The organism is Amycolatopsis sp. DSM 110486 (assembly GCF_019468465.1).
Classification (GTDB): Bacteria; Actinomycetota; Actinomycetes; order Mycobacteriales; family Pseudonocardiaceae; genus Amycolatopsis.
Map to the genome: position 1 here is coordinate 6429820 of NZ_CP080519.1, position 17175 is coordinate 6446994.

The 17175-nt window shown below is 70.9% G+C and carries 16 protein-coding genes; 7 read left to right on the top strand and 9 right to left on the bottom strand.

Annotated features, from left to right (window positions below):
* Positions 1–59: 59 nt before the first annotated feature.
* Entirely contained in the window at positions 60–545 is a 486-nt protein-coding gene (locus tag K1T34_RS31225; protein ID WP_220238338.1) for a DUF3093 domain-containing protein, read from the bottom strand.
* A 24-nt stretch (positions 546–569) separates the two neighbouring features.
* On the opposite strand from K1T34_RS31225, the gene dut reads away from it, so the two are divergent.
* Together dut and K1T34_RS31235 are read left to right on the top strand one after the other, a co-directional pair.
* The gene (dut, locus tag K1T34_RS31230) at positions 570–1073 is read left to right on the top strand and encodes a dUTP diphosphatase (RefSeq protein WP_220238339.1); all 504 of its coding nucleotides are present in this window, start codon (positions 570–572) and stop codon (positions 1071–1073) included.
* Positions 1073–1744 carry a DUF3710 domain-containing protein gene (locus K1T34_RS31235; protein WP_220238340.1) on the top strand — a complete coding sequence of 224 codons (672 nt, stop codon included), beginning with the start codon at positions 1073–1075 and terminating at the stop codon, positions 1742–1744. Before dut ends, K1T34_RS31235 begins: the two co-directional genes overlap by 1 nt.
* Positions 1745–1820: 76 nt before the next feature.
* Here K1T34_RS31235 and K1T34_RS31240 read toward each other — a convergent pair whose 3' ends face one another.
* A complete protein-coding gene (locus tag K1T34_RS31240) occupies positions 1821–2552 on the bottom strand; it encodes an alpha/beta hydrolase (protein WP_220238341.1) in 732 nt (243 codons plus the stop codon).
* Between the two features lie 102 nt (positions 2553–2654).
* Between K1T34_RS31240 and K1T34_RS31245 the strand changes: the two genes are divergently transcribed.
* Positions 2655–3035 (top strand): OB-fold nucleic acid binding domain-containing protein, encoded by a 381-nt coding sequence (locus tag K1T34_RS31245; RefSeq protein ID WP_220238342.1) that lies wholly within the window; start codon positions 2655–2657, stop codon positions 3033–3035.
* Between the two features lie 9 nt (positions 3036–3044).
* A complete protein-coding gene (locus K1T34_RS31250) occupies positions 3045–3812 on the top strand; it encodes a DUF3159 domain-containing protein (protein WP_370643418.1) in 768 nt (255 codons plus the stop codon).
* A gap of 63 nt (positions 3813–3875) precedes the next feature.
* Here the strand turns inward: K1T34_RS31250 and K1T34_RS31255 are convergent, their stop codons facing one another.
* Both K1T34_RS31255 and K1T34_RS31260 read right to left on the bottom strand, forming a co-directional pair.
* Positions 3876–4532, bottom strand: coding sequence for a TrkA family potassium uptake protein (locus tag K1T34_RS31255; RefSeq protein ID WP_220238343.1), 657 nt, complete (start codon positions 4530–4532; stop codon positions 3876–3878).
* Positions 4532–5197: a TrkA family potassium uptake protein gene (locus K1T34_RS31260; RefSeq protein WP_220238344.1), complete on the bottom strand. Its 666-nt coding sequence runs from the start codon at positions 5195–5197 to the stop codon at positions 4532–4534. Before K1T34_RS31260 ends, K1T34_RS31255 begins: the two co-directional genes overlap by 1 nt.
* Positions 5198–5293: 96 nt before the next feature.
* On the opposite strand from K1T34_RS31260, the gene K1T34_RS31265 reads away from it, so the two are divergent.
* The gene (locus K1T34_RS31265) at positions 5294–7345 is read left to right on the top strand and encodes an APC family permease (RefSeq protein ID WP_220238345.1); all 2052 of its coding nucleotides are present in this window, start codon (positions 5294–5296) and stop codon (positions 7343–7345) included.
* Complete coding sequence (locus K1T34_RS31270; RefSeq protein ID WP_220238346.1) at positions 7342–8532, top strand: class I SAM-dependent RNA methyltransferase; 1191 nt, start codon at positions 7342–7344, stop codon at positions 8530–8532. Before K1T34_RS31265 ends, K1T34_RS31270 begins: the two co-directional genes overlap by 4 nt.
* A 139-nt stretch (positions 8533–8671) precedes the next feature.
* On the opposite strand, the gene K1T34_RS31275 is transcribed toward K1T34_RS31270, so the two are convergent.
* The 5 genes from K1T34_RS31275 to K1T34_RS31295 all read right to left on the bottom strand — a co-directional run bounded on the left by K1T34_RS31275 (position 8672) and on the right by K1T34_RS31295 (position 14907).
* Positions 8672–9676: an iron-siderophore ABC transporter substrate-binding protein gene (locus K1T34_RS31275; RefSeq protein ID WP_220238347.1), complete on the bottom strand. Its 1005-nt coding sequence runs from the start codon at positions 9674–9676 to the stop codon at positions 8672–8674.
* Positions 9677–9716: 40 nt separating this feature from the next.
* Positions 9717–10142, bottom strand: coding sequence for a hypothetical protein (locus K1T34_RS31280; RefSeq protein WP_255637694.1), 426 nt, complete (start codon positions 10140–10142; stop codon positions 9717–9719).
* Positions 10143–10274: 132 nt separating this feature from the next.
* A complete protein-coding gene (locus tag K1T34_RS31285; RefSeq protein ID WP_220238348.1) occupies positions 10275–11819 on the bottom strand; it encodes a GMC family oxidoreductase in 1545 nt (514 codons plus the stop codon).
* Entirely contained in the window at positions 11816–13369 is a 1554-nt protein-coding gene (locus K1T34_RS31290) for an APC family permease (RefSeq protein WP_220238349.1), read from the bottom strand. Before K1T34_RS31290 ends, K1T34_RS31285 begins: the two co-directional genes overlap by 4 nt.
* A 68-nt stretch (positions 13370–13437) precedes the next feature.
* Positions 13438–14907 (bottom strand): aldehyde dehydrogenase family protein, encoded by a 1470-nt coding sequence (locus tag K1T34_RS31295; protein ID WP_220238350.1) that lies wholly within the window; start codon positions 14905–14907, stop codon positions 13438–13440.
* Positions 14908–15116: 209 nt separating this feature from the next.
* Here K1T34_RS31295 and dxs point away from each other — a divergent pair, with 209 nt between their 5' ends.
* Positions 15117–17036, top strand: coding sequence for a 1-deoxy-D-xylulose-5-phosphate synthase (gene dxs, locus K1T34_RS31300; protein ID WP_220238351.1), 1920 nt, complete (start codon positions 15117–15119; stop codon positions 17034–17036).
* The last annotated feature ends 139 nt before the right edge of the window (positions 17037–17175 follow it).

Below are 17175 nucleotides of genomic sequence, written 5' to 3' on the forward strand. Positions count from 1 at the left end.
CCAGGCCGGCCCCCTTCCGCGTCCGCGGGACCGGTTCCGCGAACGAGAGGCGCGTCCGCTCAGGAACGGGCGCGCAGCAGTTCGGCGACGCGCTTCGGCTTGCGCGTGCTGAACAGCCAGTACGGCGTGGGGTCGGCCGGATCCGTGAGCTGCACGCGGACCGCCGGGCCCACCCAGCCGCGGTGCAGGACGAACGCGGCCGGGTCGCCGTCGCGCCCGAGGGCGCGGCGCTTGTCGTCCTTCTCGAGGATCTCGACCACGCCGGCGAAGCGCAGCGGCAGGTGCGCGTCGCCGACCCACAGCTCCGGCTCGTCACCGCCCGTCACGCGCACGCGGGAGCGGCCGAGCGACAGCACCAGCGCACCCATCACCACGATGGCGATGGGCAGCGGGATCCATACCGGGATCGAGGGGTACCCGAGGTGGATCTCCACGCCGAGCAGGATCGCGCCGAGCATCGGCAGCGGCCAGCCCCACCACGGCACGTACAGCCGTTCGGAGTGCGCCAGTCCGCGCTTCACGGCGGTGTTCACGGTGTCAGCCACGCGACAAGGGTAGTCTCGCCGCCCGTGTCCAGCGTTCAGGTACTCCTCACCCGGCTCGACCCCGGCGTCCCGTTGCCCGCGTACGCGCGGCCCGGCGACGCGGGCGCCGACCTCGTCACCACCTCGGATATCGTGCTCGGGCCCGGCGAACGCGGGGTGGTGGGAACCGGTGTCGCGATCGCGCTGCCGCCGGGGTTCGCGGGGTTCGTCCACCCGCGCTCGGGACTCGCGGCCCGCGTGGGGCTTTCGGTGGTGAACACCCCCGGCACGATCGACACGGGGTACCGCGGTGAGATCCGGATCTGCCTCATCAACCATGATCTCCAAGAGCCGGTGGTGCTCGCGCGCGGCGACCGGATCGCGCAGCTGGTGATCCAGCGGGTCGAGCAGGCCGTGTTCGTGGAGGTCGCCGAGCTCGGCGACACCGAACGTGGCGCCGGTGGTTACGGCTCGACGGGCGGGCACGCCACACTGGTCCCGGACGTGCCCGGCGCGGACGCGGGCACTGGGGAAGGAACGGAGAAGTAGTGGGGATCTTCGGACGCAAGCGCAAGTCCGACAGCGGGGTCGACGGGGCGACCGAGTCCGCCGACGGCGCCGCGGGCGACACCGGGGCGGACGCCGACGACGCGATCGAACCCGAGAACCAGCTGTCGGAGACCGAGCAGGGGCCCTTCGACGTCGCCGACGCCGAAGAGGACGGCATCCCGCGCATCGACCTCGGTTCGGTGCGGGTCCCGGTCCCGGACGGCTCGCAGGTGCAGGTCGAGATGGACCCGGAGGCCGGCGGTGTCCGCGCGGTCCACGTGGTGACCGAGCAGGGCCAGATCACGGTCAGCGCCTACGCGGCGCCGCGTTCCGGCGGTCTGTGGCGCGAGGTCGGCACCGAGCTGGCCGACCAGCTGCGGGCCGACGGCGCGAAGGTGACGGTCGGTCGCGGCGAGTGGGGCCTGGAGCTGTCCGCCATCGTCGGCGACGTCGCGCTGCGCTTCGTCGGCGTGGACGGCCCGCGCTGGATGCTGCGCGGCGTGATCGCCGGCCCGCAGTCGCAGTCCGCGCAGGCTCCCGACGTGCTGCGCATGATCGTGCGCCACACCATCGTCGACCGTGGCGACTCCCCGATGCCGGTGCGCACCCCGCTCCCGATCACGCTCCCGGAAGCCGTCGCGCAGCACATCGCCGAGCAGCAAGAAGGCTGACAGCCAAGCGAAGGACGGCCCCGGCACTCACCCGTGCCGGGGCCTTCCTTCATTCATTTCTTTTCACCACCTGGTTTCATCGCAGGTCTCCGGCGGACCCGAACCAGCCCTTCAGGAACCCGATCAGGCTCGCGCGCCCCAGCACCTCGCGGTCCCGCCCGAAGGCGGCCAGCTCGACCACGCCCAGCTCGCCCCTCGGCAGCACCCCGGCCCACTCGCGGGCCACCGTCACGGGGTGCACCAGGTCCCCGGCGCACCCGCCGATCCCGGCCGGCACGGCGACCGTCGCGAGCTCCGTCAACGACGGCGCCCGCCGTCCCGCCGCGACCCGCAGCCCCGCCACCAGCTCGTCGCCGTGCCGTCGCCAGGCCCGCGACAGCTCGTCGACCAGCCACCCCGGACTCCCGGCGGCCACCGCGGCCAGCGCGCCGTCCACCCCCTGGGAGGTCACCAGATCCGCTGAGGCCCGCGCGGCGACGGCCGCGGCCGCTGATCCGGGTTCGCCGTTCCAGGCCGGGAGCGCGCACACCAGCCCCTCGCAACGGCCCGGGTTCGCCGCCGCCCACTCCGCGGCCAGGTGCGCGCCGAACGAGACGCCCCCGACGACCAGCGATCCGTGGACGCGCGCGAGCCGGTCGAGCTCTTCGAGGTACCCGTCGGCGAGCGCGGCGCCGGGTGGCGGGGGCGGCGCGATCAGCCGGGCGCCCACCAAGGCCAACGGGCCGGTGAACACCGACTGAATGAACACCTCGTCGGACCCCGTACCGGGCAGCAGGACCACGGGGAGGTTCCGGATTGCGGACGTCACGTTGCGATCTTGGCGCAAACCCGTTTCGCTGATGTGAACCACAGCTACGCTGGATTACGCACGGGCCGCGAAGTCGGAGGCCCCGGAGCACAGGAGCACACCATGTCCGCCAAGGACGGCGGCTACTTCAGCCGGTTGGTTCGCAAGCTGACCAGCGACGTCGAGGACCTCGACGCCGACGAGATGTCCGAGAGGTCCGGGGCCGAGGGTGCTCGCCGCGCCTGTGACTGCCGGTCCGGCGAAGAGGCGACAGTGCTCGGCAGGCTTCGCAGCGTCGAGCTGTGCCCGAGCGAGGGAACTCCGACGCTCCAGGCCGAGCTGTTCGACGGGACACAGGGCGTGACGCTAATCTGGCTGGGCCGACGCCGGATCCCCGGTATCGAGCCGGGTCGGACCATCAAGGTCCGCGGCCGGATGGCAGAGCGTGACGGCCAGAAGGTGCTGTACAACCCGTACTACGAACTCCAGAGCCCGGTAGGTTGATCGACTCCCGTGACTGAACCCGCTCCCCGCGACGAGACGCACGTGCCCGAAGGCGGGGACGAAAAGCACGACACGGACAACGACACCGAGAAGCCCGAACCCACGTTGCTGGAACAGATGGGCGGCGTGTCGGGCCTGTTCTACTCGTCGGTACCGGTGATCGTCTTCGTGCTGGTGAACGCCTTCTTCGGGCTCACCGCGGCCATCTGGGGCTCGGTCGGCAGCGCCGTGGCGATCACGGTGCTGCGGGTCGTGCGCAAGGAGCCGCTGCAGCCGGCGATCTCGGGCTTCTTCGGGGTCGCGATCGCGGCGTTCATCGCGTTCCGCACGGGTTCGGCCAAGGGCTTCTTCCTCTTCGGCATCTGGGCGAGCCTCGCCTACTGCGGCGTGTTCGTGCTGTCGATCCTCGTGCGCTGGCCGATCGCCGGCGTGGTGTGGAGCGCGCTCAACGGCGCCGGCCAGGCCTGGCGCAAGGACAAGCCCTCGCGCTACGGCTACGACGTCGCCACGCTCGCGCTGGCCGTGATCTTCGCCGCCCGGTTCGTGGTGCAGCGCTGGCTCTACAACAGCGACTACACCGGCTGGCTCGCGTTCGCGAAGATCGCCATGGGTTACCCGCTCTACGCGCTGGGCCTGCTCGTGGTCGTCTGGGCGGTCCGCCGCTCCGACAAGCGGCTCAAGGCGCTGGCCGAGACGGAACCGAAGCCGGAGACCGACGCGGACGTCGAGGCCCGGCTGCGCGAGAAGTACGCGCAGACGCCGACTCCGGAGGCTTAACGGCCTGCCCCAAGACACAGGAAAGGCCCCTCACTCGCTCGTGAGGGGCCTTTCCTGTGTGCCTCAGTATCCCAGGGCCGTGCGGATCTCCGGCTCGACGTCCGACGTCGCCACGAACAGCAGCTCGTCACCGGCTTCCAGCGGGTCCTCCGGCTGCGGCACGATCACGCGGTCGCCGCGCAGGATCGTGACGAGCGCGGAGTCGCGGGGCAGCGCGATGTCGCTCACGGGCTTGCCGGCCAACGGGGTCTCCTCGGGCAGCGTGAGCTCCACGAGGTTCGCCTGGCTCTGGCGGAAGGTCATCAGCCGAACGAGGTCGCCGACGCTCACGGCCTCCTCGACCATCGCGGCGAGCATGCGCGGGGTCGACACGGCGACATCGACGCCCCAGGCGTCGGTGAAGAGCCATTCGTTGGCGGGGTTGTTCACGCGGGCCACTACGCGGCGCACAGCGAACTCCGTCTTCGCGAGCAGCGACACCACGAGGTTGGACTTGTCGTCGCCGGTCGCGGCGATCACCACGTCGCAGCGCTCGATGCCGGACTCCTCGAGGTTCGAGAGCTCGCACGCGTCGCCGAGCACCCAGTCGGCCTGCGGCACGCTGTCGGGCTCGAACTGGTCCGCCTCACGCTCGATCAGCATCACTTGGTGCCGCCCGTCGATCAGCTCGACGGCGATGGAGCGCCCGACGGCGCCGGCACCCGCGATCGCGACCCGCATCAGTTCTCCTCCTCCGGAGCGCGAGCGGCCACGCTCGTCACGTCGCTGACGGTGCCGGAGCGGGCCGCGACGTACACGACGTCGTCGGCCTGCACCATGGTCTTGTTGTCCGGCAGCACGCCGTTGCCGAACCGCATGATGAACGCGACGCGCGCACCGGTGGCGTCCTGGAGGTCGCGCACGCTGCGCCCGACCCAGCCCTCGTTCAGCGGCAGCTGCAGCAGCGCGACGTTGCCCGACGGATCGCGCCACACCGACGCGACGCCGTCCGGCAGCAGGGTCCGCAGGAAGCGGTCGGTGGTCCACGGCACCGTCGCGACGGTGGGGATGCCCAGCCGCTCGTACACCGCGGCGCGCTTGTGGTCGTAGATCCGCGCGACCACGTGCTCGATGCCGAAGTTCTCGCGCGCGACCCGCGCGGAGATGATGTTGGAGTTGTCCCCGCTGGACACGGCCGCGAACGCGCCGGCCTCTTCGATGCCGGCTTCGATCAGCACCTGCCGGTCGAAACCGACGCCGACGATCTGCTGGCCGTGGAAGTCGTGCCCCAGCCGGCGGAACGCCTGGGGGTTCTTGTCGATGACGGCCACCTCGTGGCCGAGACGCTCCAGCGCCGCGGCCAGAGATGCGCCGACCCGGCCGCACCCCATGATCACCACGTGCACGCCTTGCCTCCTCGTAGGTGGGGGTAAACCCGTCCGTAGGTACCCTCGCGCACCAGCGCCGAACCTACCCTGCGGGGTGGCAGTTACGCTTCCGTGGTGTCGAAGTTCCCGACCGTGTTGAAGCGCCTGGTTCTCGGACGTCCGTTCCGCAGTGACAGGCTCGGCCACACGCTCTTGCCCAAGCGCATCGCGCTGCCGATCTTCGCCTCGGACGCGCTTTCCAGCGTCGCGTACGCGCCGGAGGAGATCTTCCTGACCCTGAGCTTCGCCGGGCTGTCGGCGTACGCGTTCGCGCCGTGGATCGGGGTGGCCGTGGCGCTGGTCATGCTGACGGTCGTGGCGTCGTACCGGCAGAACGTGCACGCCTATCCGAGCGGTGGCGGTGACTACGAGGTCGCCGGCACCAACCTGGGGAGCAAGTTCGGCCTCACGGTGGCGAGCGCCCTGCTCGTGGACTACGTGATGACCGTCGCGGTGTCCACTTCGTCCGGTGTCGCCAACATCGGCTCGGCGATCCCGTGGGTCGCCGAGCACAAGGTGATCACCTCCGTGGTGATCGTCGCGGTGCTGACCGCGCTGAACCTGCGCGGAGTGCGCGAATCGGGCAAAGCCTTCGCAATCCCCGTCTACGGGTTCATCATCGGCATCCTGGTCATGGTCGTATGGGGGCTGATCGAGGCCGCGACGGGCACGACGATGCGGGCGGAGAGCGCCGGGTTCACGCTGCACTCCGAGGGCACGTGGACCGGGTTCGCGTTCGTCTTCCTGATCCTGCGGTCGTTCTCCTCGGGCGCGGCGGCGCTGACCGGGGTCGAGGCGATCAGCAACGGCGTGCCGGCGTTCAGGAAGCCGAAGTCGAAGAACGCGGCCACCACGCTGCTGCTCATGGGCGTGCTCGCGGTGACGATGCTCATCGGCATCATCACGCTCGCCGTGATCACCAAGGTGAACTTCGCCGACAATCCGGCCGAGCAGCTGCAGGGCGCGCCGCAGGGGTACCAGCAGAAGACGATCGTGACGCAGATCGCCCAGGCCGTGTTCGCCGGCTTCCCGCCGGCGTTCTACTACATCTCCTTCGCCACCGGCATCATCCTGCTGCTGGCGGCCAACACGGCGTTCAACGGTTTCCCGGTGCTCGGCTCGATCCTGGCGCAGGACCGCTACCTGCCGCGGCAGCTGCACACGCGCGGCGACCGGCTGGCGTTCTCCAACGGCATCCTGTTCCTCTCGGTCTTCGCGCTGGTGCTGATCATCGCGTTCGACGCGGAGGTCACGCGGCTCATCCAGCTCTACATCGTGGGTGTGTTCGTGTCGTTCACGATCAGCCAGACCGGCATGGTTCGGCACTGGAACCGCTTGCTGGCCAAGGAAACCGACGGCGCGGTGCGGCGGCGGATGCGGCGCTCGCAGACGGTCAACGCGATCGGTCTCACGATGACCGGCACCGTGCTGATCATCGTGCTGATCACCAAGTTCCTGCTCGGCGCGTGGATCGCGATCGCGGCGATGGTGGCGATCTACGCCTTGATGACGGCGATCCGGAAGCACTACGACCGTGTTTCCGAGGAGCTGAAGGAGCTCGGCGACACCCCGACCGTGCTGCCTTCGCGCAACCACGCGATCGTGCTGGTGTCCAAATTGCACCGCCCGACGCTGCGTGCACTCGCCTACGCCAAGGCGATGCGGCCCGACGTGCTCGAGGCCGTGACCGTGAACGTCGACGACGCCGACACCCGCCGGCTCACCGCCGAGTGGGAGGCGCACAAGTTCAAGGTGCCGCTGAAGGTCGTCGAGTCGCCCTACCGCGAAATCACGAAGCCGGTGCTGGACTATGTGAAGCGCGTGCGCGGCGACAATCCGCGCAACGTGGTCACCGTGTTCATCCCGGAGTACGTCGTGGGCCACTGGTGGGAGCAGGTGCTGCACAACCAGAGTGCGTTGCGGCTCAAGGGAAGGCTGCTGTTCCAGCCGGGCGTCATCGTCGCGAGCGTGCCGTGGCAGCTCGAGTCGTCGGCGAAGGCGGCCGAGCGCGGTCGCCGGGCCCGGCCCGCGGCCGGTGACGTGCGGCGCGGGTTCGCGGCGAGCGGCGGCGCAGCGGCCGCGAAGCCTGTGGAAACCCCGAAACAAGCCAAGGAACCTGCTGAATGACGGAAAACTGGCTCGGCCGCGTGCTCGAGCTCGAGATCGGCCCGGTCGCCCACGGCGGCCACTGCGTGTCGCGTGTGGACGGACGGGTGGTGTTCGTGCGCCACGGGTTGCCGGGCGAGCGCGTGCGCGCCGAGGTGACCGAGGACAAGGGCGGTTCGTTCTGCCGGGCGGACGCGGTGGAGGTGCTCGACGCTTCGGAGCACCGCGTCACGCCGCCCTGCCCGCTGGCCGCGCCGGGTGGCTGCGGTGGCTGCGACTGGCAGCACGCCGACCCGGAGTACCAGCGCTCCCTGAAGGCGGCCGTGGTCGCCGAGCAGCTGGAACGCCTGGCGGGCATCACGCGCGACGTCGTGGTCGAGCCGCTCGAGGGCGGCCCGCTCGGCTGGCGCAGCCGCGTGCGGCTCGTGGCCGGCCGCGACGGACGCGCCGGGCTGCGCGCGCACCACAGCCACCGCGTCGTCGCGCTCGACGACTGCCCGATCGCGGTGCCGGGCACGCTCGAAGTGGCGCTGGCCAAGCGCTGGCGCCCGGGCACCGAGCTCGAGACGACCACCGACGGCGACGGGCACACGCACCTGCGCGAGCTCTCCACCGTCCACGGCCGCAACAAGTCGCGCCAGCTGTCCGGCGGTCTCGCCGTGCAGCACGCGGCAGACCGCGACTGGCGTCTCGACGCCCACGGCTTCTGGCAGGTGCACCCCTTCGCGGCGGACACGTTCGCGCAGCTCGTGCGCGAGTGGGCCGAGGCCCCGCGCGGCGGGGTCGCGTGGGACCTCTACGCCGGCGTCGGGTTGTTCGCCTCGGTGCTGGCCGAGCAGGTCGGGCCGGACGGCCACGTGCTCGCCGTGGAGTCCGGCCGCCAGGCGGTGACGGACGGCGAGCGCAACCTCGCGGACCTGCCGCAGGTGTCGTGGCGCGAGGGCCGGGTCGAACACGCCCTGGCGGACGCGCCGAAGCCCGTCGACGTGGTCGTGCTCGACCCGCCGCGCAAGGGCGCCGGGCGCGCGGTGGTGGACGCGATCGCGGCGGGTTCGCCCGACCGGATCGTGTACGTCGCCTGCGATCCCGCGGCGCTCGCCCGGGACGTGGCGACCTTCGCCGACCACGGGTACTCGCTCACGGACCTGAGGGCGTTCGACGCGTTCCCGATGACCCATCACGTGGAGTGCGTGGCGCTTCTCCAGTAACCCCCTTCCGCACCCACGGCGCGAGATCGCGCCGGCTTGTGGATCGAGTGGTGCGATCGGCCGCCAGGCCGATCCGACCGCTCGATCCACAAGCCGGCTCAAAGGCGATCTCGCACGCCCCGCCGGAGGCGGGGCCAAATCACAGCGCACCGGCGATCTTCGGCACGACCTCCTTCAGGCCGTAAGGCACCGATAGCGCCGACGGGAATGCCAGCGCGATCGCCGTGGTCAGGTCGAGTGCGACGTACGAGCCGCGGCGCACGGCGGCGAGCTGCTGGAACAGCGGCAGTGCCTCGGTCTGCGCGCGGCTGCCCGGTGTGGTGTAGGTGAGCACGAGGACGTCGGCGTCGATGAGGTCCAGGCGTTCCGGGCTGATCTGCGAGCGGCCCGGGATCGAGGTCTGGGGCAGCGACGTCACCTTCGGCGAGAGCACCAGGCCCAGCTGCGCGAAGAACAGGGCGGACGCGTCCTGGGCGCTGCTGATCGTGGTGATCGTGCCGTCGCCGGTGACCGGGCCGATGGTGAACGTGCGCCCGGCGAAGCTCGGGTTGGCGTCCTTGGCGGCCTTGATCTGGGCCTCGACGTCGGTCACGAGCTTCTCGGCCGCGTCAACCCGGCCCAGCGCCGTGGCGACGCGGCGCGTGGTGACCTGCCAGGTGTCCTTGTTGTACCCGGAGACGGACGACAGCGTCGGGGCGATCGCGCTGAGGGTCTTGTAGTCCTGGGCCAGCGTGGACCGGTCGGTGCCGAGGATCAGGTCGGGCTTGAGCGCGGCGATGCGCTCGAAGGGCAGCTGCGTGTCGGCGAACAGCTCCGGCGGGTGGGCGCCCGCCTTTGCCTTCAGCCACGGAGACATGCCGCCCGGCAGGAACTTGCCCAGGTCAGGGGTGATGAGCGGCACGACACCCAGCGCCACGGCCGCGTCGGAGTCGCGGTACTGGCCCACCGACACCACGCGCTGCGGCGGCCCCGGGATCGTGGTGGTGCCCTCGACGCCCTTCACGTCGACCGGGAAACCCGGCGCGGACGGGCCGCTCGGCGAAGCCGCCTCTCCGGTGCTCGAACAGGCCACCAGTGCCAGTCCCGCCGACACCCCCACTGCGGCTTTGAGCACGCCACGCCGCCCCACCAGGCCAGAAGTCATGCGGGGATATTAGGTAAGCATTGCCTACTCTGACAATGCGTCAGCGGCGCTTCGCGGCGAATCCGGCTGCGAGCCCCATCACGGTCAGCAGCACGCCCACGCCGAGCAGCAGCCACGCGCCCAGCGCCGGCCGGACTTCGGCGGAGGGGAACACCTCGGCCGCCGCCGGCAGCGTCCGCACGAGGTAGCGCACGGCGATGCCGCACACGATGAGCCCCGGCAGCGTCGCGAACGCCAGCGGCTCGTCGCTGTGCCGCCGCAGCGTGACCCACGCCAGCGCGAACGCCGCGGCCATCGCCACCGCGCACACGAGCCGCAGCGCCAGGTCGAGCTCCGGGCCGGGGGCGATGTCGGTCAGCCGGTCGGACAGGGCGTGGGCTGTCGGCATCACGAGGGCCACCACGCCCGCCACCGCGGTGGCGGCCACGACGACCGCCCGCGTCCTGCGCAGCGACCCACCGCTCACGACACCTCCACCAGGCCCGGGGACCCGAGTCTACGGGCGTCGGCACCGGTTCCACTGCCTCCGGACGGACGCTTGTGGACGGTGCCGCTCACCGGAAACCCGGCCCGGCCCGTCCGGTCAGGTCAGGTCAGGTCAGCGGCCGGCCTTCACGAGGTCCGCGCACTTCTCGCCGATGGCCATCGTGGTGATGCACGGGTTCACCGCCACCAGGAACGGCATCACCGAAGCATCCGCCACCCGCAGGCCCTCGACGCCGCGCACGCGCAGGCGGGCGTCCAGCACGGCCCCGGGGTCGCCGTCCGGGCCCATCCGCGCGGTGCAGGCGGGGTGGTAGACGGTGTTGTGGGTCTTGCGCAGGTAGTCGGCGATCTCGTCGTCGCTCACGCAGTCGCGGCCCGGTGAGAGCTCGATGCCGGCCCACTCGTCCAGCGCCGGCTGCGCGGCGATCTCACGGGCCAGCTTCACACCGCGGGTCATCACGCGCATGTCGTGCTCGTCGGTGAAGTAGCGCGGGTCCACGCGGGGCTTGTCGCGGAAGTCGCGCGTGCGCAGGCGGACGGTGCCGCGCGAACGGCTGCGCGTGACGTTCGGCGTCAGGCAGAAGCCGTTCTCCGTGGTCGGGTAGCCGTGGCGCAGCGTGTTCATGTCGAAGGGCACCGAGCCGTAGTGGAACATCAGGTCCGGCCGGTCCAGACCTTCCTCGGTGCACGTGAAGATGCCGATCTCCCACCACTGCGTGGATTCGGTGACCATCGGCTGCAGCGCGTCCCACTGGACCAGGCCCTCGGGGTGGTCCTCCAGGTTCGAGCCGACGCCGGGGGAGTCCACGAGCACGTCCACGCCCACCTCGCGCAGGTGCCCGGCGGGCCCGATGCCCGAGAGCATCAGCAGCTTCGGCGTGTCGATCGCGCCGGAGCTCACGATCACCTCGCGCCGTGCCGTCACGGTCGTGCGGTGAATCAGGTCGGGGTGCTGCAGCTCGACGCCGGTGCAGCGGCGGCCGTCGAACAGCAGCCGCTTGGCCCGCGCGCCGGTGCGCACCTCGAGGTTCTCGCGGGTGCCCAGGATCGGGTGCAGGTATGACACCGAAGCCGAAGATCGCACGCCGTCCTCGCGCGCGTTGATCTGGAACCAGTTCGCGCCGTGGGTCACCGTCTTGCCGGAGTTGAACTCCGTGGTCGGGATGCCTGCCTGCGCGCACGCGGCGAGCATCGCGACACCCGCCGGGTCGTGCGGCGGCACGGACCGGATCGTGACGGGTCCGGAGCGGCCGTGGTGCTCGCCGGGGCCGTCGTTGGTCTCGAGTCGTTGGTACAGCGGGAAGATGTCGGCGGCCGACCAGCCCGGCAGGCCCAGCGCGGCCCACTCGTCGAGGTCCTCGGCCGGCGCCCAGAACGCGATGCACGAGTTGTGCGAAGAGCACCCGCCGAGCACCCGGGCGCGGGCCTGGCGGAGGTAGGAGTTGCCGGCTTCCTGCGGCTCCACCAGGTAGTCCCAGTCGTAGCCGGATTCCAGCAGCGCCATCCAGTTCGTCAGCTCGAGCACGGCGGCGTCGTCCACATCGGACGGTCCGGCTTCCAGCAGGCAGACGGTGACGTCCGGGTCCTCCGAAAGTCTCGCCGCCACCACCGCACCCGCCGTGCCGCCGCCGACCACCACGTAGTCGAACTCGTTCACCGGGACTCCTCCTTCTGAGACGACGGCACCGAGGCGTGGCCGGCCAGCACCCCGATGCGGTGGCGCTGCACGAACCAGTAGTAGGCGAACCCGCCGGCCGCGAACACGCCGACGAAGAGCACCGAGCTCCAGCGCAGGTACCAGTGGAACGGCGGGGCCGCGTTGTAGATCTCCGTTCGCGGCCACGCGAGGTTCACGGTCATCCCGATGCCCCACAGCACCGCGAGCACGTTCACCGGCAGGCCCCAGCGCCCGAGCGAGAACCGCCCCGGCGGGCAGTCCTTGCGCGGCCAGCCGCCGCGCAGGCGCTTGATCAGCATCGGGACCGTCACCAGCAGGTAGGCCAGGTAGATCAGGATGATCGCGAGGCTCGTGACCGCCGAGAAGATCTGCGACGAGTTGATGTTCACCAGGAGCAGCGCGATCGCGATCACGCCGATCACGATCGCGGGCAGCACCGGCGTGCCGGTCTTCTTGCTCACCCGCGCGAGCCGCGAACCGCCGGGCAGCGCGTTGTCGCGCGCCATCGCGAACGCGATGCGGATCGCCGCCGTGTGCACGGCCAGCACGCACACGGTGATCGCGATGAACACCACGAACAGGAAGATCCGCCCGATCGCCGGACCGAGCGCGTCGGTGAGCACGAACTGCAGGCCGACCGTGCCGAGCTCCGGCGCGTGGATGTTGCCGACGGCCATGAGCGCGAACAGGATGATCAGCCCGCCGAGCAGAAAGGACGCCACGAGCGCCCGCATGATCGCCTTCGGCGCGTTGCGGTGCGGGTCCACCGACTCTTCACCGAGCGAGGCCGCCGTGTCGAACCCGTACATCACGTAGGACGACGCGATGGCCGCGATGAGGAACGCGCCGAGGTAGCCGCCCGCGTGCCCGGCGCCGGTGCCGTTCGTCTCCGTGACCACGCCGGGACCGCGCACGAAGTGGAACGCCAGGAACACCACCAGCAGCACCGCGAACAGCAGCTCGATGAACACGCCCGCGCTGTTGATCCGCGCCATCAGCTTCACGCCGAACGCGTTGACCAGCGTGGTGAACACGATCAGGAAGGTGGCCAGCAGCACGCCGTTGGCCGCGTCGCTGGAGCCCGACCCGTCGCCGATGAACTGGAAGAACGAGGTGATCTGCGGCAGCGTGCGCTGGTACGCCAGCGCCGTCGCGGAGATGGACACGATCGAGGCCAGCAGCATCATCCAGCCCGCCAGCCACGCCACGTGCCCGTTGCCGAGCTTCTTCGCCCAGTTGTAGACCGACCCGGCCACCGGGTACTGCGCGGCCAGCTCCGCGAAGCTCAGCGCCACCATGAGCTGGCCGGCGAACACCATCGGCCACGACCACCAGTACGCCGGGCCGCCTTGCGAGATGCCCAGGTAGGAGAGCTGGAAGACGCCCGTGAGCACCGAGATGTAGCTGATGCCGGCGGCGAAGGTGTGGAAGCTGCCCAGCGTTCTCTTGAGCTGGTTGGTGTAGCCGAACTCGCCGAGTTCCTGATCGCTGGTGTCCGCGTTGCCACGGCCGCCGGTGTCGGTACTCACGGGCACTGGTCCTTTCGGTGGTTCTCGATCGGACTAGGGCTTGAAAGCGCTTCTTCAGCGCGCGGGTGTCAGCCGGCGAACCACTTCTGCGGGCCGGGACGGAGGTTCTGGTAGATGTGCTTGGCCTCCGTGTACTCGGCCAGGCCGGTCGGGCCCAGCTCGCGGCCGAAGCCGGACTGCTTGTAGCCGCCCCACTCGGCCTGCGGCAGGTACGGGTGGTAGTCGTTGATCCAGACCGTGCCGTGGCGCAAGCGGTTCGCCACGCGCTGTGCCTTGGCCGCGTCGTTGGTGAACACGCCGCCGGCCAGCCCGTAGTGGGTGTCGTTGGCGATGCGCACGGCGTCGTCCTCGTCGGTGAAGGTCTCGACCGTGAGCACCGGTCCGAACGACTCCTCGACCACGGCGTGGCTGCCCTGTGCGACGTTGTCGAGGATCGTCGGCAGGTAGTAGAAACCGTTCTGCAGCTCGGGGTCGTCGGGCCGCTTGCCGCCGGTCCGCAGCACCGCGCCCTCTGCCAGGGCCGTGGCGACGTAGCGCTCGACCTTTTCACGGTGGGCGGCCGAGATCAGCGGTCCGGTCTCGGCGTGGTCGTCGAACGGCCCGCCGAGGCGGATCCGCTCGGCGCGGCGCACCAGCTCGTCGACGAACTCGTCGTGCCACTCGCGCTGCACGATCAGGCGCGCGCCCGCGGAGCAGACCTGGCCGGAGTGCAGGAACACGGCGGTGAGGGCGTAGTCCACGGCGGTCTCGAAGTCGGCGTCGGCGAACACCACGTTGGGGTTCTTGCCGCCGAGCTCCAGGGCCACCTTTTTCACCGTCGCGGCGGCGTTGGCGGCGATCACGCGGCCGGTGGCCAGGCCACCGGTGAACGAGACCAGGTCCACGTCCGGATGCTCCGAAAGCGGCGCGCCGGCTTCCGGGCCCGCGCCGAGCACCAGGTTGGCGACTCCGCCGGGCAGGCCTGCCTCGGTGAGCAGCTTCATGAGCAGGATCGACGTGTGCGGCGTCAGCTCGCTCGGCTTGAGCACGAACGTGTTGCCCGCGGCCAGCGCGGGCGCGACCTTCCAGGTGGTCTGGAGCAGCGGGTAGTTCCACGGCGTGATGAGCCCGCACACACCCACCGGTTCGTGCACGATCCGGCTGAACGCGTCGGCGCTGCCGGTGTCGACCACGCGGCCCGCGTCGTTGGCCGCGAGCTTGCCGAAGTACCGCAGGCAGGCGGCGATGTCGGCCATGTCGTAGCGGCTCTCCACCAGGCGTTTGCCGGTGTCGAGCGATTCGGCGCGGGCGAAGGTCTCGGCGTCGCGGTCCAGCAGGTCGGCTGTGCGCAGCAGCAGGTCACCGCGCTGAGCGGCGGGCGTCGAGGGCCACGGGCCGGTGTCGAACGCGCGCCGGGCGGCGGCGATCGCGGCCTCGGTGTCCTCGCGCGTGGCCTCGGCCACCTCGGCGACCGGCGACCCGTCGGCCGGGCACCGGATTTCGCGCCGGCCACCTGCCTTCGCGTTCACCCATTCGCCGCCGATGTACAGGTCCGCCATGAGGTCCTCTCGATCTTGGTCCGGTTCGGATTATCGGGGCCACTCGCGGTAGCCGCGACTTGGCCGAAGACTCCATGTTCACACCCGACCGTGGAGTTGCGCGGGGCCTCGGCGTGTGATCCGGGACGCGGGCGGCGCGGCGGTGGTGGCGCGGATCCGTAGACTGGCCCGAACTGGCGGGAGCGAAGGGAACCAGGCGAGGTGGAGCTGTGACGATGCTGGACTCCGTGCACGGACCGGCGGACCTGAAGCGCATGAGCGTCGAGGACCTCGACGAGCTGGCCGCCGAGATCAGGGATTTCCTCGTCGAGAAGGTGCGGCGGTCCGGGGGTCACCTGGGCCCGAACCTGGGTGTCGTGGAGCTCACGCTCGCGCTGCACCGGGTGTTCGACTCGCCACGCGACGCGATCGTGTGGGACGTCGGTCACCAGGCGTACGTGCACAAGATCGTGACGGGCCGGCACACCGAGTTCGACAAGCTGCGCCAGCTCGGCGGGCCGACCGGGTACCCGTCGCGCGCCGAGAGCGAGCACGACCTGGTGGAGAACAGCCACGCGTCCACCGCGCTGTCCTATGTGGACGGCCTGGCGAAGGCGTTCGAGCTGTCCGGCGGTGCCCCGCGCCACGCCGTGGCGGTCGTCGGCGACGGCGCGCTGACCGGCGGCATGTGCTGGGAGGCCCTGAACAACATCGCGGCGAACCGGGACCGCCCGGTCGTGATCGTGATCAACGACAACGGCCGCTCCTACTCGCCGACCATCGGCGGGCTCGCCGACCACCTCGCGGCGCTGCGCCTGCAGCCCGGCTACGAGCGTCTGCTCGACGGCGGGCGCGAGATCCTGCGCAACACCCCCGTGGTGGGCAAGCCGATCTACGCCGCGCTGCACGCCGCGAAGGCCGGCATCAAAGACGCGCTGAGCCCGCAGGTGATGTTCTCCGACCTGGGCCTGAAGTACCTCGGCCCGGTCGACGGCCACGACCTGGTGGCGCTGGAGAAGGCGTTGCAGAGCGCCCGCGCGTTCGGCGGCGCCGTGATCGTGCACGTGGTCACCGAGAAGGGCCATGGTTACGCGCCCGCGGTGAACCACCAGGCCGACCAGATGCACCAGACCGACCCGATCGACCCGGAGACCGGCCTGCCGCCGGTGAAGGGCCCCAGCTGGACCGGCGTGTTCGGCGACGAGCTGGCGAAGATCGGCGCCGAGCGCGAGGACGTGGTGGCGATCACCGCCGCGATGCTGCGCTCCACCGGCCTGGAGAAGTTCTCCGAGAAGTTCCCGGACCGCTGGTTCGACGTCGGCATCGCCGAGCAGCACGCCGTGACGTCGGCGGCGGGCCTCGCGATGGGCGGCTACCACCCGGTGGTGGCGGTCTACTCCACGTTCCTCAACCGCGCGTTCGACCAGGTCCTGATGGACGTGGCGCTGCACCGCCAGCCGGTGACGTTCGTGCTCGACCGCGCCGGCATCACCGGTCCCGACGGCCCCAGCCACCACGGCATGTGGGACCTCTCGCTGCTCGGCATGGTGCCCGGCATGCGCGTGGCCGCGCCACGCGACCCGGGCACGCTGCGCGAGGAGCTGCGCGAGGCCGTCGCCGTACAGGACGGCCCGACCGCGTTGCGCTTCTCCAAGGGCACCGTCGGCGCCGACCTGCCCGCCGTGGAACGCCTCGGCACGGTCGACGTGCTGCGCCGCCCGCGCGAGTCCTGCACCCCCGACGTGCTGCTCGTCGCCGTCGGCTCGTTCGGCAAACTGGGCCTCGCGGCCGCCGACCGCCTGGCCGACCAGGGCATCGGCGTCACGGTGGTCGACCCGCGCTGGGTCGTCCCGGTGCCGGCCGAACTGGTCGCCCTCGCGGAACAGCACAAGCTCGTGGTGACGGTCGAGGACAGCGGCCGCCATGGCGGCTTCGGCTCCGCCCTGGCCGCCGTCCTGCGCGACGCCGACTGCGACGTCCCGCTGCGCGACCTGGCCGTGCCGCAGAGCTTCCACGACCACGGTTCGCGGGACGAGGTGCTGGACCGGGTCGGACTGACCGCACAGGACGTGGCGCGCCGCATCACGGAGTGGGCGTCGGGTCGGTTGGGTGTGGCGCAGGATGTACCGGCGGAGAATCCGCGGGGCTGAGTCTTTCGCTTTTCGACGGCGGGTCCTTTCGTGAAGGGGCCCGCCGTTCGGCGTTCAGACCACTGCGGGCGTCCGGCGGTCATCGCCTTGTCGACTTCGGACTGTCCGGAGAGGTCGACCGTGCCGAATGCCCCCCGGG

What these genes read in the sequence shown, in the direction of transcription:
- K1T34_RS31255 (WP_220238343.1), bottom strand. Translation starts at nt 4,532, where the DNA reads ATGCGGGTCGCGATCGCGGGTGCCGGCGCCGTCGGGCGCTCCATCGCC.
- K1T34_RS31295 (WP_220238350.1), bottom strand. Translation starts at nt 14,907, where the DNA reads ATGGCGGACCTGTACATCGGCGGCGAATGGGTGAACGCGAAGGCAGGT.
- K1T34_RS31275 (WP_220238347.1), bottom strand. Translation starts at nt 9,676, where the DNA reads ATGACTTCTGGCCTGGTGGGGCGGCGTGGCGTGCTCAAAGCCGCAGTG.
- K1T34_RS31270 (WP_220238346.1), top strand. Translation starts at nt 7,342, where the DNA reads ATGACGGAAAACTGGCTCGGCCGCGTGCTCGAGCTCGAGATCGGCCCG.
- K1T34_RS31245 (WP_220238342.1), top strand. Translation starts at nt 2,655, where the DNA reads ATGTCCGCCAAGGACGGCGGCTACTTCAGCCGGTTGGTTCGCAAGCTG.